This is a genomic window from Streptomyces sp. NPDC088817, assembly GCF_044750345.1.
Taxonomy (GTDB): Bacteria; Actinomycetota; Actinomycetes; order Streptomycetales; family Streptomycetaceae; genus Streptomyces.
On record NZ_JBIVJN010000019.1, the window covers coordinates 66,376 to 81,336 of the forward strand.

14 protein-coding genes are annotated in these 14,961 nt (G+C 69.7%); 3 read left to right on the forward strand and 11 right to left on the reverse strand.

The window, feature by feature from the left end; all coding sequences use genetic code 11:
* Window positions 1-450 precede the first annotated feature (450 nt).
* The 3 genes from ACIP4X_RS29605 to ACIP4X_RS29615 form a co-directional block, all read right to left on the reverse strand.
* Window positions 451-1,272, reverse strand: coding sequence for a DUF317 domain-containing protein (locus ACIP4X_RS29605; RefSeq protein WP_391455072.1), 822 nt, complete (start codon window positions 1,270-1,272; stop codon window positions 451-453).
* Between the two features lie 15 nt (window positions 1,273-1,287).
* On the reverse strand, window positions 1,288-1,578 hold the full coding sequence (locus ACIP4X_RS29610) for a hypothetical protein (RefSeq protein ID WP_391455073.1): 291 nt from the start codon (window positions 1,576-1,578) through the stop codon (window positions 1,288-1,290).
* 107 nt (window positions 1,579-1,685) lie between these two features.
* Complete coding sequence (locus tag ACIP4X_RS29615) at window positions 1,686-2,039, reverse strand: DUF317 domain-containing protein (protein ID WP_391455074.1); 354 nt, start codon at window positions 2,037-2,039, stop codon at window positions 1,686-1,688.
* A gap of 284 nt (window positions 2,040-2,323) precedes the next feature.
* Between ACIP4X_RS29615 and ACIP4X_RS29620 the strand changes: the two genes are divergently transcribed.
* The gene (locus tag ACIP4X_RS29620; RefSeq protein ID WP_391455075.1) at window positions 2,324-2,833 is read left to right on the forward strand and encodes a hypothetical protein; all 510 of its coding nucleotides are present in this window, start codon (window positions 2,324-2,326) and stop codon (window positions 2,831-2,833) included.
* 246 nt (window positions 2,834-3,079) lie between these two features.
* Here the strand turns inward: ACIP4X_RS29620 and ACIP4X_RS29625 are convergent, their stop codons facing one another.
* From ACIP4X_RS29625 to ACIP4X_RS29645, 5 genes are all read right to left on the reverse strand, one after another.
* Window positions 3,080-5,047, reverse strand: a complete 1,968-nt coding sequence (locus tag ACIP4X_RS29625; protein ID WP_391455076.1) for a caspase family protein — start codon at window positions 5,045-5,047, stop codon at window positions 3,080-3,082.
* Window positions 5,044-6,177: a CHAT domain-containing protein gene (locus ACIP4X_RS29630; protein ID WP_391455077.1), complete on the reverse strand. Its 1,134-nt coding sequence runs from the start codon at window positions 6,175-6,177 to the stop codon at window positions 5,044-5,046. The genes ACIP4X_RS29625 and ACIP4X_RS29630 overlap by 4 nt, the downstream gene beginning before the upstream one ends.
* Before the next feature lie 151 nt (window positions 6,178-6,328).
* A complete protein-coding gene (locus ACIP4X_RS29635) occupies window positions 6,329-8,098 on the reverse strand; it encodes a magnesium chelatase (protein WP_391455078.1) in 1,770 nt (589 codons plus the stop codon).
* A complete protein-coding gene (locus ACIP4X_RS29640; protein WP_391455079.1) occupies window positions 8,085-9,098 on the reverse strand; it encodes an AAA family ATPase in 1,014 nt (337 codons plus the stop codon). The genes ACIP4X_RS29635 and ACIP4X_RS29640 overlap by 14 nt, the downstream gene beginning before the upstream one ends.
* Window positions 9,095-9,451 (reverse strand): CU044_2847 family protein, encoded by a 357-nt coding sequence (locus ACIP4X_RS29645; protein ID WP_391455080.1) that lies wholly within the window; start codon window positions 9,449-9,451, stop codon window positions 9,095-9,097. Before ACIP4X_RS29645 ends, ACIP4X_RS29640 begins: the two co-directional genes overlap by 4 nt.
* 680 nt (window positions 9,452-10,131) lie before the next feature.
* Here ACIP4X_RS29645 and ACIP4X_RS29650 point away from each other — a divergent pair.
* Window positions 10,132-11,112, forward strand: a complete 981-nt coding sequence (locus ACIP4X_RS29650; RefSeq protein WP_391455081.1) for a hypothetical protein — start codon at window positions 10,132-10,134, stop codon at window positions 11,110-11,112.
* A gap of 673 nt (window positions 11,113-11,785) precedes the next feature.
* Entirely contained in the window at window positions 11,786-12,376 is a 591-nt protein-coding gene (locus ACIP4X_RS29655; protein WP_391455082.1) for an AAA family ATPase, read from the forward strand.
* Between the two features lie 137 nt (window positions 12,377-12,513).
* Here the strand turns inward: ACIP4X_RS29655 and ACIP4X_RS29660 are convergent, their stop codons facing one another.
* The 3 genes from ACIP4X_RS29660 to ACIP4X_RS29670 are packed head-to-tail and all read right to left on the reverse strand — an operon-like array spanning window position 12,514 to window position 14,953.
* Window positions 12,514-13,542 carry a SpaA isopeptide-forming pilin-related protein gene (locus ACIP4X_RS29660; protein WP_391455083.1) on the reverse strand — a complete coding sequence of 343 codons (1,029 nt, stop codon included), beginning with the start codon at window positions 13,540-13,542 and terminating at the stop codon, window positions 12,514-12,516.
* A 36-nt stretch (window positions 13,543-13,578) separates the two neighbouring features.
* Window positions 13,579-14,067 (reverse strand): hypothetical protein, encoded by a 489-nt coding sequence (locus ACIP4X_RS29665; RefSeq protein ID WP_391455084.1) that lies wholly within the window; start codon window positions 14,065-14,067, stop codon window positions 13,579-13,581.
* A gap of 19 nt (window positions 14,068-14,086) precedes the next feature.
* Window positions 14,087-14,953, reverse strand: coding sequence for a DUF317 domain-containing protein (locus ACIP4X_RS29670; protein WP_391455085.1), 867 nt, complete (start codon window positions 14,951-14,953; stop codon window positions 14,087-14,089).
* Window positions 14,954-14,961 lie beyond the last annotated feature (8 nt).

Below are 14,961 nucleotides of genomic sequence, written 5' to 3' on the forward strand. Positions count from 1 at the left end.
GAATAGTGGGCCCCTGGCGACAACACTGGTTGTCTGGGTCCCTGCAGGGCCGCTGCTCGCACTGGCGAGCAGCCAAGGAAGCTCCGTTGCGGAGCCAAAGGCGGAGTCCCGTTGCGGGGCTCGTCCCAGTGGTTACGTCCTGGGTGACGGCTTCAACCGTTGCGGTCTCAGCGCTTTGACGGTAGCACAGCCCTGCTCCAGGAAGGTGGCCCTCTCTTCCATTCCCGGAACTCCCTTGTAGGCGTGGGCAGAACAGGTCAGACTACGATTCTGATCGTTCCGGACGAGGTGCTTTTCCTGATGTCCCGTGAGGACCTCGAAAGCGTCCAACGTGCTGATATGCGTGAAGCCCGGCCGCCCCTGTAAGGGTGACCGGGCTTCGTGGTGTCGGACGGAAGGCAGCCGGGCCCCGGTGACGGATCTCGGGTCTGGGCCGAAGGCTGCGGGCCGTCAATCGGATGGGGCGCGCAGGAGCCGATGCCTGGCGCTCTCGGGCAGCACTCGTCGCAGGACCGGTGCGGTGGAGCTGAGGGAGGCGGCAAACGCGGCGACGAGGTCGTGCGGCACGCTGGCGGCGAACGACGCGGCCCACAAGCAGGGTGCGCCCATGGACGGCTCAGCCCATGCCTGCCACCCAGGCGGGCCCGCCTCGCCGCCCTCGGTCACCAGGGCGCGCGGGTCGGCGTCCTGGATCAGGGGCGGCACCTCACCGAGGCTGAGGTGAGAGGTGAAGGTCGGGTCCACCGCTCCCGCGTGCGGCTGGTCGATGTCGCGGAGCCAGCCGTGCGCGGCGACGGCGTCGAGGACCTGCTTGGGACCGGCGAGCGGCGCGGCGGGCTGATCGCGGGCGTCGAGCGCGACGAGGAAGTCGGCGAGGACCTCTCCGGGGACGTCGGGGGTGAAGTAGGCGGACCACTGCGCGGCCGGCGTGGTGACGTCCTCGCGGGCGGAGACTTGCCAGGCGATCGGCAGCTCGCCCAGGTGGAACGGCTCGTCCGGCAGCACCCACTGCGCCCAACGGAGTGTGTCAGGGCTGATGTGCAGGACGGTGCTACGCAGGACCTGGCGGTCCTCCGGCGCCTCGTCCGGCTCCTGTCGTCCTCGGATGATCGTCAGACTCGTCCAGCCGAGGCCGGCGAGCGTGTCGGCGACGGCGTCGTAGAGCCGTCCGTCGTCACCGGCCAGGTGCCGTGGGCCGACCCAGTACACGGGCTGGGTGCTGGTCGGGGTGGACGGGTCGAGCGGGGAGTCGGGGTTCAGGGGCGCCTCCAAGGGGCTGAGGGGAATCTACTTGCCGCCGGCGGTGCGGCGGGGACGGCGCGGGGGCGCCTGGACGGGCGCCTGCCAGGCCAGGGCGACGGCGACCTCGGGCGGCAGATGGCCGAGCTGGGTGTCCGCATCCCGTCCTTCGGCGAGGTAGACGACGGGCTGCCCGGTCTCGTCCGTGGCCTGGATGACCTGTTCGAGGCGGTGCGCCATCGGGAAGAACGGATTCATCGCCTGCCGCACCGGGATGCCGCGGTCGAAGGCGGACAAGAGGTTGATGAGATCGCCGACGGTCATCTCCGGGTGTGGCACGAACAGACTCCTTGCGTGGGGGACAGCAGGTGGGGACGGCGGCCTGTGGACCGCCCATGGCGGGAGCGCCCCCGTCGGTTGGGGACATCCGGCCTGAGTCCTTGGCGCTAGACGCGCCGGGCGGTCTCCAGTACGCGAGCGACAGTGGCGGCGACGATCTCGGCCGGTGTCTCGGTATCGAAGGACACCTGGTAGCCGCGCACCTTGGCCGTGCCGGTGACGACGATCTTCCAGCTCTCGCCGTCGGTGCCTGGGCGGCCGAGCGGGAACCAGCCGAGATAGAAGCGCCCATCCTTGCTGCTGACGTGCACGTCCGCCCGGTCATCCATGACGACGTTGAAGTCGTCCGCGGAGAACTGGTCCATGACGAGCGTGGGCCGGCCCGGGCCGAGTTGCCACTCGCGCAGCCGCAGCGCCTCGACGGTGGTGGAGAATCCAGGGCTCACGGGGGCCACGGTCACGAGATACCACCTTTCTGACCTGGGGTTTTCCGGGGAGGTCGTCTACGTTGACATGCCCCTGGCGTATTGGCCAGTCTTTCGCTGATCTTCCCTGTCTGCCCCCGGCGAACTACTGTCCTTTGCCAGCTGTGGGATCTCAGACTCGGCTGCACAATCTCACGGTCCGCTTCATATCGGCTGCACTTATGAAGCGATCGTGAGATCCCGCAGTTCAGCGACCCACTCGTTGGGCATCGTCTCGGTTCGTCGTTCTGAGGGCTCCCAAGTTTCGTAAGCTCGGCGACGTGACTCCTGAGATCGATCCCCACGATCCCCGCTGGACGCTTGTTCCCGCGACCCTCACTATCACCGTGCCCTACCCCACCGACCTGGCAGAGCTCGGGCACCAGCTCGTCGACGCGGTGTGCGCGGCGTCGACGACTGAGGACGAGCTCGGTCCGGCCCGGCCGTTGACCCTCTCCCTGTGGCAGTTGGAGCTCCAGCCCGCCATAGTGGCCCAGGTCATGGCTCGGGCCGAGCGCGCCCGCCGACTTGACGTCATGGACGGCCGAGAGATCGTCCGCTACGGCATGGGCCTGTGCGCGCTGAGGCTCGACGAGCCTGAGAGCTGGGCCGGCTTGGACACGCTGGCGCGCGTCAAACGCGCCGTGGACATCGTTCTTGGGCAACCCGACGACCCACTCCTTCAGGCTGTGGTCATGCCGATCTCCGAGCGAGAGTTGCGGGAGACGCTGCTCGAGAAGATCGCCCTCTTCGAGCCAGCTCCGCGAGCGGACCCCGCCGAGTACCGCTGACCCGCGTGTTCGCCTGCTAGCGGCTACGGCACCGACTCTCTCTCCAACCTAGTGAGTCCCATTAAGCGAAGAAGGCGAGGTAGGCGCCAATTGTGAGGCTGGAGATAGTGATGAGCTGGCGGGGTTTGAGATACGTGAACGCCGCGTGTATGCCGATGCCCGCGGCCGTCGCGTTCGGCATGGTCTGCGAGATGAGCAGTGTGAGCGTTTCTGGCACCTGGTCACGCGCGGTGCTGCTCCGGAGGATTAGGGCTGGGGGCGGTTCTGATTCAGGAGGTCGGTGAGCAGGGTGCCGACCGCGTGCGAGGTGAGATACCGCGTGGCCTCGTGCGCGTTCGACGAGCCCGTGTCGATCTCCCGGTGCGTCACCCCGTCGAAGTGCTGGGCCACGCCGCGGGGAACGGCCACCACGTCCGAGACGCCGGCGATGTCGAGCCACCGCCTCACTCCTGGAGGGCGCTTGCGGCGCTGGGGCGGTATCCGGTCCACCACGGTCTTCATACCCATGGGTGACGCCATCGTGACCAGCAGCTCGACCTCGGGGAACGGCTTACGCCACAGCGCGTCGAAGGCTACGACCGCTCCCAGCGAGTGGGCCAGCACCGCCCGAGGCTGGGCTTGAGTGATGGCCCCATGGACACGGGCACAGACGGCTTCACGGCGTTCGTCCTCCCGGAGGTATCGCACCAGCTGACGCAGGACACCCGTCATCAGTACATCCATCGAAGCGGGGAAGCGTCCTGTCAGCGCGCCCGTGAGCTGACGCATCATGGAGTTCACACCGAACTTGCGTGGCGTATTCGGGATTCCCGCCGCCGTCAGCCAGTCCTCGAGGGCGTCGGCCTCCTCCGGAGTGCCTCCCTCCGCCGCTTCGTCGCCGTCCGGTGGCTCGCCCTGGGCGTACCGCTCCGCGACGAGGTCGGCGAAGTAGGCGATCGAAAGGTTCACGGTACTCACGTCGGCGGACGGATCCACTCGGCTGATGCCGTCCTGAATGGCCGGTAGCCACTCTTGGGTGAGCAAATGCGGCCCCTTCTCGGGTCGCAGGAATCCATGGACGCCGAGGATCTCGAAGGAGGTGGTGCTCCTGGCGGCCACGACGGGCTCCGGCGGCGCGAGCACCGGGAAGAATGCGGGATCGTGGGGGCGGGGGGTAGTCAGGCTGGACGCCACCGTCTGGGGAATGTCCGGCGCCCGCTCGCGCATGTGCCGGTCGATCCCCTCGACGAAGGTGCTCAGCGGGATCGCGGTGCCGGGCTTTCCCGGGGCGAGCTGTCCCGTCGCTGCCTCCTCCAGGACGTCCGCGAGGCTGTGGCTGAAGAGGAAGTCGTAAGAGAACTGATCGCCCGCGGACGACGTCACCATGTACGTCGAGGGTGCCGCTTGGTGGAGCGGCAGCCGGGCGAGGGCGCTGCCGGAGTAGCACGCGTCCAGCAGGAAGAGGGTGGGGGGCGGATCAGGTTCGCCAAACGTCACGCGGTCCAGCAGGACGCTGAAGCGCAACCCCGGTGAGTCGGTGGCGGCTAGCACGAGGTCATCGGTGCGCTGCAGTCCGTGGCCGCTGAAATACACGACCCTGACCGTCGGCTGTCCGTCGCGCTGCGACAGGAAGTCGTCGGCGCGTTGCTTCAATTCCGTAGTGCTCGGGTTCTCCACGAGGTCACACTCGTAGCCCAGGCTGACCAGACCGTCCACCACGCGCCGCGCCGCGTCATGGGCGCCGGCCAGTGGGTCCATTGACTCGGATTCGCCCACCGAGATGCACAGCGCGCGCCTCCGGAGCGTGCCCGTCGCCGGCGCGTCGGACCGCGCTCGTGGGGCCAGTTCCACAGCTCTTGTCCCGGCTCCCTCGTGCCTCGCTCCGACCTGCACCGGCACCTCCACCGATCCCAGGACCACGCCATGGGACGTGAGCGGAGTCAGCCGCAGGGAATGCCCGCCGGACGTCGCCCGGGCCACCACCACGAACTCGGCGGGGCCGTAGGAGCCGCCGAAGCGGTGCAGCACGACACTGGCGTCATGGACCGCCTCGACGCGGAAGTGCCGCCCGCCGTCCAGTACACAGGTGAACTCGATCTCCTCGTCGTCGAAGGGCCAGGGCTCCCCGCCGGTGTCGACGAAGGCGAGATCCACGGAAACCAGGAACGGCTCACCGGGCACGACGGAGCGCGGCCAGGCGACGCGTGGCTCGACGCGGGCACGGGCGGCGGTCACGTACACGCCTCGCGGGGAGCGAGGGCGACCACCGTGCGCGGACTTCCGTAGTAGACGTACATGAACCGGTACAGCAGCGGCAGCAGGCGCCGCTGCTCCTGCTTCCCCTCCACGTCCAGCAGGTCCGCCGGGGTCAAGTGGGCCGCCGCCGCGCGCAGTTCACGCAGGGCCACAGCGACCGGGGTGCGGGGGCGGTCCCGGAGCAGCCGCAGCAGCTCGTCGGCCATCTGGTGGGCCTCCTCATCGCCGATCGCGCCACTGGTAGCGAGCACGCCCGCGGCCCCCGACCGCAGGAACAGCTCGGAGAAGCCCCGTTGGGTCTGGTCGGCGTACTCGCCCTCCTCGGCGATGAGCTGCCCCGAGTGGCAGGCGTTGAGGAAGACGAAGGTGGCGGCGGACGCCAGCCGTTCGAAGTCGGTGCCGCCCTCCAGCATGACCAGGGGCACGTCACCGAGCAGACAGTCGTCCTCCCCGTCTCCGAACATGCCGTGACAGGCGACGTACACCATGCCCAACGGGTCGCCTGCCGCCAGTGTCTTCGGCAGACCCCGCACGCCGGCGATACGTTCGGAAGCGTAGGCGTCCAGGAGCGCGTCGTCGTGGCGCATGTCCTCGGCGATGTAGGCCGCGACCGGGCCCGCGCAGGAGTGGTCCTGCGAGTACTCCCGTACGACGGACCAGGCGGCGTTGACGGTCAGCCAGCGGGTGAGGGTGACCAGCCCGCCGAGCCAACCGGGACGGTGCGAGGAACCGGGCGGGGTGGCGAGCCAGAACAGCTCCCAAGGGATGCCGTAGCCCGTCTCATCCCAGATCACCAGCTCCAGGTCGTCGCCGTGCTCGCAGCGCCGGTCGTGCAGCCAGCGGGTGAGGTCGGGCTTGTTCTGGGACCAGCGCCGCATGGTGGCCAGCACCTTGGTCGGCGGGACGCCGCCGCGCGCAACGAGATGCGCCAGCGCGATGTTGGGGCGGGAGTACTCAGTGGGGAACTCCTGGGGCGGACCGCAGCAGCAGACGCCGCGCAGCCGGAAGCCCGGTCCGTGGTCCCTACGCACCGGCAGTACGAGGAGCATCGCCATGCCGGTGGGCAGTCTGCGTCCCAGGTCCGTGGTAAGGGCGGTCAGAGGGCGCACCTCGCCCGCTTCCCCAGCCGGGACGGCCGCAGGCTGTGCGGGGACGGAGGGCAGCGGACGCCGTCGGTGGGGCTGGCGGCGGACCGACGCCGCCTGGCGGTTGCCGCGGTTGAGGTGGGCGATGTACCGGCGCGTCCGTGCGCGCTCATCCTCAGGCGGCATCGGGCTCGGCCCGGTCTGCTCTGATCACTTCGCCGCAGAGGGCGTCGGCCAGCCGGGCGGCGAGATGTTCCTGCGGCCGTGGTCCGGGCAGGAGGACGACGCTGCGTACCCGGGGCAGTCGGGCGATCCGGCTCGCCTGTTCCAGCGCGTCCCGCACCCCGCGGTCGCCCACCTCCGTGGGGGTGCGCAGGGCGTGGGAGGCGTCCAGGGGCACGTTGGCCCGGCCGTCGGTGAAGACGAGCAGCAGGGCGTCGTCCACGCGTGCACCGCCGTGCTGGGTCTCGTGCCGCAGCAGCGACGCGACCAGGTGCAGTCCATGCGCGAGGGGGGTGGCCCGTCCTGCGGGACGGTCGAGGGCCTGCGAGATACGGCGGTCCAGCACACTGCGGCAGACGAACAGGGACGCGGCGAGTTCCGGCCCGGCCCCGCCGGCGCCGATCTCCACGACGGCGACCCGGGAGCGGGCGGCGTACGCCTCGCTCAGGTAGGGCGACAGAACCGGGTACCAGTCCAGTCCGCGGCGACTGGTGTGGTCGAGGACGAGCAGCAGCAGCCGGCCGGGCTCCTCGGCTCTGCGGTGGGCGCGCAGATCGGCTGCCGTCAGATGCAGGGGGTGGGAGCCGTCGGCGTAGTGGCCCGGGCAGCGCAGCTCCTGGTACTTCGCCGCTTCCGTGGCCGTCGCGGTGAGGGAGAGGTCGCGGGTGGTGGTCGCCGTGGTGGTGCCGATCGGATGGCCGCGCGACGCCTTGGCCGCCGAGCGGTGGTGGGGCGGGCGCAGCGGGGCGGCCTCGCGTTCGTCGGGTAGGGCGTCCTCCGGGTAGGGGCCCGTCGCGTCGGGGGACAGGGGCTGGGCGGGCAGGGCCACGGAAGCATCGTCGCCGACCCGCACCTGCTGGGGGACGCGTGGACCGGGCGTGGGGAGGCCGTCGTCAGCGTGATCCTCCGCAAGGGCGGGGGCCGCAGCGGGCGCGGGGATGCCGGGTGCGGCGGGGGCAGGGGCGACGAGAGCCGTCAGGGCCGCCGCCTCGTCGACGTGGCGGGCCACGGCGGACGGCTCCCCGGCGAGGAACGCGAGCGCACGGGCGGTACGGGCGAGGGACAGGTCCCGGCGTGTGCCGGCCGCGGCCGGCGGGAGCAGGGCCACAACACGGTCGGCGGCGGCCTGAGAGAACGGCGGGAGCGGGGCGCCTGCGTGCGCCGCGGCGATGGCCCGCCGCCAGGCCGCGGGCGGGTCGTCCAGGATCCGGGTTCCGTCCGGTACGGGCGTCAGTCCGCCAGTGTCGATCCGCAGGGCGAACCGGTCGAGCAGGTGCCGTGACACCCGGGCCGTGCGGTGTGTGGGGCAGCCGCTGACCCAGCGGTCGCCGGGGACCCAGACCCTCTGCCGGCCGTCGCGCTCCAGATGGGCCACGGGGGCCCCGAGCGTCGTGACCGCGGCCCGTAACGTAGCCAGTCCGGCCCGGGATAGATCGGGCACCACGCAGACCACGGGCGTGCGATCGGCGGCGTGCAGCGGGCCCGGCGCCTGCCGGAACCCCCCGCGCCCGCCGACGACGGGAAGCACCGTGACCCACAGGTCGTCGTCGGTCCCGGCGGAAGGGAGGACGGTCGATGTGGCCGGCCCCGGCAGCAGCGCGGCCAGCCACGCGCCGAGCGGCGCGGTCAGCGCCGGGTCCAGGTCCAGCAGCAATACGCCCGCCAGACCGGGATCGACCGCCGCGCAGGCCAGGGCGGTGGAGACGCGGTCACGGACGTCCATGGACCGCCTCGCCCTGCCCGGCCCACGCGTCGTCGGTCCCGCCCGCCCCGATCTCCGCGACGACTCTGTCGAGCAGTTCGTCATCCTTTGTCTCCCAGCCGATGACGTCGCCGTAGGCGGCCTCCGGCCGACGGTGCATTAGAGCGTACGGCGCCACGAACGCGACGTCCCGCGTACTCACCTCGCTCCGGCCGTCGAGCGCGGCGACGGCGCGAGCGGCCTGCGCCATCACGATCTCGCCCCGATGGCCCGCGACGCCAAACGCGATGGCGATCCGCGCGCACAGCTCCGCCGCCCCCGCGCCCAGGACGACCTGCTGGGCGGCCCTCCGCGCTACCTCAATGCGGTCCCGGTGCGCCCGGTCCGCGGCGTCGCCGTCGCGCAGCCACCCGGACTCCGGCTTCCCGCGCTCGTCCTCGAAGCGCAGCACGGTGAGCAGGATGTCCCGCCGCACGGTGGCGTCCAGTTCGGTGCCGACCGGCACCATCAGACCGAATCGGTCGAGGAGTTGGGGGCGCAGCCCGCCTTCTTCGGGGTTCATGGTGCCGACCAGCGTGAACGACACGGGGATGCCGGACCGGTCCAGGCCCTCGCGCTGGACGACGAGGAGCCCGGTGGAGACCACGTCCAGGATGATGTTGACCACGTGGTCGTCGAGGAGGTTGACCTCGTCGACATAGAGAAGGCTCTGGTCAGCCTCCTCCAACAGCCCTTTCATCTCCTCGGGCTGGCCACGCAGCAGCGCATCCACCTGCCAACCGCCCAGGATGCGGTCGTCGGTGGCGTTGATCGGCAGCGTGACCGGCAGCCTGCCGTAGATCATCCGGGCAAACGCCCGGACCGTGGTCGACTTGGCCGTGCCGCGTTCGCCGCTGACCAGCACACCGCCGACCGACGGCATCACATGGGCAATCTCCAGGACCTTCTTGAGCTCGTCCTGCCCGACGACGCGGCTGAAGGGCAGGACGGGGAACGTCAGGTCCTCGCTGCGGCCATTCACTCCTGCGTCGGCTGATCGTCCTGCGGGGGCTCCGGGGCCTTCCAGCGCAGGATCACCTGAAGCTGTGCGCCGGCGGTCGTCTCGACGATCTGCGCGCCGATCTTCGCGTCCAGCTTGACCGCGAACTGCATCTCCAGTTCCTGCGGTTGCCGCTGCTGTGGCATGGCGGTGAAGCGGCCGTGGACCTCCTCGGCGCACGAACCGATCAGGTCAAGGGCCTCCGAGAAGAGCGGTCGCGCCAGTCGTACAACCTTATCCGTGACGCCCCGTGTCCTGCCGCTGTAGATGTCGTCCGCGTCACCCATGTCGTCCGCGGGAAGCTCCGCCACCTCGATCCGGATGGGTGCCCCCACGCGCTGTTCCACTTCGACCACTGACGTCAACACGGCCTCCTGTTCTGTCGCTTCCGACGCTCGCGATCAGTCTGGCGCAGCAGCTGCCTGTTCGGAGGGGAATTGCCGCAACTGCCGGTGTTGGAGCGGGGGAAGGCCCGCTGAAGTCCCGGCCCATCCGTCCGCAGCGTACCCACGACCGCTCGCCCACGGTTTCCAGAAGACGCACCGGACGCCCGCCAAGTTCCCGCGTCAGAACCGACCTAGGAAATGGCCACGCTCCTGAGACAGAAGCATGGCCCTCGGTGCGAGACAGAGCAGAGATCAGCAGGTCACAGCATTGGTGCATGCCGAGCACAATGAGATCCCACACCAGCGAACCGTGCCACAGGCCGCCCAGGACCGAGCCAAGTAGCCGTCTGCTTCCGGATACCCTCTGCTCAACTGGAGTCAGACACGCCAGACAACCGGCGCCTGGGGCGACTTCGGCAGGATGGCCCGAGAGCGTAGGGGGAGCAAATGACCGACGGGATCCCGCTCACCGAGATGCCCTGGAAGCTCGCCGCGGTGATGCCGGACCGCCTGTGCACGCGGTACATCGCCATGAAGACCTTTGAACGGAACGCCGCGTGAGCGCCCCTTTGGCCCCTGTACCCAGCCCCCAGCCGGAGCCGGTTACGCCATCGCTGCAGCGGATCGCGGTGGCGTTCCCGCCCGTTCTCAACGGCTTGGACTACCTCGACAGCGTAGTTAGCCACCTGTCCGACGACGAGGAACCCGACAGCAGAGATTCACGCCCGACGCCGCGCGACCTCAAGTACGCAGTCCTCCACCTCCAGGCGGCCACGGAAGTCCTACTCAAGGCCCGTCTTCAGCAGGAGCACTGGACGCTGGTGGTAAAGGATCCCGGCAGAGCCAGCCACCAGAAGTTCACCAGCGGGGATTTCCTTAGCTGTGGCATCGACGAGACCTTGGAACGCCTACGGAACATCGTCGGCCTCGAACTAAACGCGCAGCAGCTCGAAGCAGTCAGGAAGCTGGGCAAGACACGCAACGCCCTCCAGCATTACGGGCTCAGCCAGTCGGCGCACGCCGTGGAGGCCCAGGCAGCCGCCGTGCTGGACTTCCTCCTCACCTTCATCAACGTGCATCTTCGCCCGCATGTGCCTCCCGCTGAACAGGCTCTGGTCGACGCGGCTATGGAGGGCATCCGCCACCGGCTGCACACCATCACCCGGCTGATCGCCACACGGATGACCGGACTGCGGGAGACCCTGGACGCCTGCGCGGAGACCACGGTCCACTGCCCGGAGTGCGGGATGGCCGCCCTGGTCGCCGGCGCCCCGATCTCGTGCCGCTTCTGTTACCGGCAGTGGCCGGACGGCGAGGCAGCCGCCGAGGACTACGTCTGGGCCACCATGGTCCGCAATGTCACACAGGATCCCCACGACAATGAAACGCCACCGATCCGCTGGTGTCCGGCCTGCTCCGCCCCCGCCCTCGTCGAGGCCACCTGCCCCCTCACGGAGGCCCCGGAGTACGCGATCCACCTGTGCCTCGGCTGTGCGGCCGTCTTCGACCGGTTGGCCTACTGCCACTGTGGGGGACTGCTGGACAACCGCTTCGACGAACCCATCGACTTCTGCCTCGACTGCGCCAAGCGGATGGCAACGAAGTGCTGAGGCATGCCCAGGCAGCAATAAGGGAGCGGGCAATGCCGTACGGCACGGTCTTCGAGCGCGACCAGCGGCCCGCGCCCCCGAACACGCACGAAGACCTCTTCCAGTAGCTGGCTACGACCCGCGACCTCGGTCTGTACTCGCCGTCGAGCTGACGCCAGGAGCACACCTGTGGCGAGACCGTGCAGCCCAGGCACCGCGACGCACTCTGGCAGTCCGGACGACTGGGTTCGCTGTCAAGCGCCTCGATTGAATGACAAGGGACAACTACCACGCCTACTCGCTGCTGCCGCAGGTCCCTCCAGGCGGCGCCGAGTGCAGCGAGCCGTCCGCGCAGCACCTCCCACTGTTCTTCCAGGTCCTATGGGGTGGGCGAGAAGAGAAGGGCATTGTCCCGGCAGAGGCGGAACCCGATCCGCTCCCATCCGCGAGCGATCTTGGCGTTCACGCAGTTCTACTCGGCGCGGTCCTTGGTACGAGAACGCTGTTGCTGCGGCAGTGCGCCGCGCACCGAAGGGCTCGCGCTGGCGTTCGGTGCGGGGAATACCCTTACCGTCTCTGCGAATTGGCTGGGCTGACCAAGACTCTCAACAGCATGGCGATTATCTGCGGTGAGGACTCGATCATCGCGGCAGCCTGGCAGTCCTCGAGGCGACCGGCTCCCGTGCCGTCCAGTATGAGATGGCCCTTGGTGTCTGCGGCCGTCAGTATCGTGCCCGTCGTGTTGGTAGGAACCGAAGAGACTCGGCTGATCGTCCTGCGCGGCAACAGCGCCTCGGGGAAGTCGTCCATCGCGGCTCGCCTACGCGAGCAGTTCGGCCGCAACCTGCCCCTGGTCGGCCAGGACAACCTGCGCCGCGTCGTGCTGCGCGAACGCGACCGGCCCGGTGCAGCCAACATCGGCTTGATCGGCATAACAGCTCGCTACGCGCTGGACGCCGGATTCCACACGGTCGTCGAGGGAATCCTGTACGCCGACCGCTACGGCGCGATGCTTGAGGACCTCGTTCGCGACCACCGGGGCACCTCTCACTGTTACTACCTGGACGTGCCGCTCCAGGAGACGCTCGTTCGGCATGCCACGAAGCCCGATCCGGCATACCTGGCCCGGGTCACCGACCAGCACCTGCGTGACTGGTACCGCGAGCGGGACCTGCTGCCCGGCGGGATCGAGACCGTCATCGACACCGGCAGCACCCTGAGCGAGACCGTGGAGCGCATCATGCGCGAGACCGGCCTGGACCGGGTGCCGGCCATCGACCGCTGAGGTCATCGGATGCTGGTGCAGGGCGCCTCCAATTCCACGCCAGGAGGTGTGCGGTCCTGCCAGATGCTGGCTGCGGGCATGCCAAAACCCCCGAAATCGCGGGGATTCCGGGGGCCAGGTTCAGTGGGACAGGCGGGTCAGCCCTCGTCGGAGCAGTGGTCGTCGGAGTCGTCGGTGCGGCGTCGGCGAACGGCTACGACAGCGCCACCACCAGCAACGAGGAGCAGTCCGGCTCCACCGAGGAGCCACGGGGTGGCGTCAGCTCCGGTGTGCGCGAGGGATCCGTTGGGGACGGGAGCTGAGGTACTCGACGCGGTCTTGTCTGTGGTCGGCGTATGGCACGGGGTCTTCGACGGGGCCGAGGAGCTGTCGTCGCCGGGCTCGCCCGTCGTCGGCTTGTCGGCCGGCTCGTGCGTGGGCTTGGTAGTGGGCTTGTCCGAGGGGTCGGAGCTCGGCGGTGTGGTGTGGGTCTTGGCGTTCGTGAGGGTCACGGTAACCGGGTCGCCGGGCTTGGCCTTGAAGTTGATCTGGCCCTTGTAAAGGTCATATCCGGTCGGCGCCTTGATCTGCCTGACCCAGAAGTCCGTACCGATGCGGCTGGTGACGGGCAGCTTCGCGGTGGCTGTGCCCTCGGCGCCGGTGGTGAGCGTGAGGAGGGTCTTGTCACTGCTTCCGATGTTGACGGTGGCGCCGGGCAGCAGCTTGCCGGTCTTGTCGTCCTTGGCCTTGAGGGTGACCTGGACGGGCTTGAAGGGGTCGACGACGGTCACCTGGGCGGTGGCGCCGGGGGTAACGATCACGTCCTGATCGGCGACGACCTCGTGGAGCGGGCTGCCCGAGGCGGTCTCCTTGAGCCGGTAGATGCCGGGGGCGAGGCCGGTGAAGGTCAGCTTGCCGTGGGTGTCTGTCTTTCCCAGGCCCGCTTCCTGGCCCATGGCATCGAGCAGGAGGAACGTGGCTCCCCGCAGGACATCCCCGGCCGGATCCTTCTTGGTGATGGCAACGCTGCCGGCCTCGGGCTCGGGGCTCTCCGTGGGGGCGCTGAAGGTGGAGGGCGTCGGCTCGTCCGGCAAGGCGGACGCGGTGGGGGCTGAGGTGAGCGTGCCGGTCACAGCGGCGGCGATGGCGGTCGACCGGACGGCACTGCGGACGATACGGGCGTGCACGAGGGAGGTGGCTCCTTGATCGGTTGGAGAGCGAGGTCAGCGGTTCCGGCTCGGAGCCGAGCACGCCGGGGACGGGACCATGCGGGCGGTCCGAGCGGTAGCACGGACCGGCGCGGGCGGCGGCCAGGAGCCGGGGAACCAGACAGAGGCGTACTGCTCGATGGCGTCCCGCAGCCCGTTGGTGTGGGCGCCTTTCCACGGCACCCGGTCAGGGGCGTCCCTGTGCTCCTTGAACACGGCGTATCCGGACGTACTTGGCGTCCGGCCGTACGCCGAATCGCGGTGGTCGAAAGTCTTGTGGTCCGCGAACCGTAGGTGGACGACGTCGAGTTCGCCTCGGTCCTGGTGGATCGTGGCGAGCCGCAGGCCGTCGTACTCGCCTGCGCGGATGGTGGGGCTGAAGTCGATCCGCAGCCGCAGAGGCCCCTCGGCCGTGGGGGTAGCGTAGTAGGTGTTGCCGACGACGGTCGCGTCGGTGAAGGGAAGGTTCAGCTCGGCGAAGAACTCCCTGACATACATCGGCATGTGGGTCTCCGGGTGCTGGTCAGCGGCGGTGGCCCGGTAGGGCCGGGCGGCTGGTGGTGCTCCAGCGCGGAACGCTGGAGGCGGGGATGGCGGTCGGGCGACGGGCCGCGGCGCGCTGGACGTCGAGCGGCGTCGGGGCCGGTGGGCGCGGCGGGAGGATCGGTGTGAGGCGGGCCATGCTCTCGACGTAGCTGTGGGTGTCCCCGCGCCACCGGGGCAGCGGTGCGGGGTCGGAGACGCACTCGGTGACGGCCCGGACGAGGGCGACGGGGGTGTCGGTGCTGGCGGTGGCGTACCAGGCGGGGCGGTCGATGGAGGTGCCGGCCCACAGCTGCCAGCGGGCGTCGCGGGTGGTCAGCTCGGCTTCCGGGTCGAGGTCGTCGGTGGTGAACTCCAGCCCGGCGAGCCCGTCGGCGGAGCGGATGGCGAACACTCCCCAGCGGGGATGGTCGATCTGCCAGCCGCGGTTGATGAGCGGTACGACCGCGAGGAACGGGTCTCGGTCCTTGCTCCTGGGGTCGGGGGCGGCGAGGTAGGCGTCGGGCCCGTGCTCGTACGCCTCGGCGAGCGCGGTGGTGAAGGCGGTGACGAACTCCGTCGGACAGGAGTCGTTGAAGCAGACGCCCCAGGTCGGCGGCCCGAACGGGTCCTTGTAGGCGTTGATGCGCCACAGGCCGTCGTCCTCGCCTTCCGGGAGGTAGCCGAGGCGGACCTTGCGGTCGGGAGCGTTCAGGTAGGCGTTGCCGAGGTCGTCGTTTGCCAGTTCCCAGCCGAGGCCGCGGAGCGGGGCCAAGCCGGGGTCGCCGATCGCGGTGGCGCGGGCGAGGTAGCGCGGGGAGACGTGGACGTCCCCGTCGATGGTGTGAAGGTCGTCGTGGGGTGGCACGCGGCTCC

Excerpts from the sequence above, each read along its gene's own strand:
- ACIP4X_RS29655 (WP_391455082.1), top strand. The coding sequence starts at position 11,786 with ATGAGATGGCCCTTGGTGTCTGCGGCCGTCAGTATCGTGCCCGTCGTG.
- ACIP4X_RS29665 (WP_391455084.1), bottom strand. The coding sequence starts at position 14,067 with ATGCCGATGTATGTCAGGGAGTTCTTCGCCGAGCTGAACCTTCCCTTC.
- ACIP4X_RS29635 (WP_391455078.1), bottom strand. The coding sequence starts at position 8,098 with ATGGACGTCCGTGACCGCGTCTCCACCGCCCTGGCCTGCGCGGCGGTC.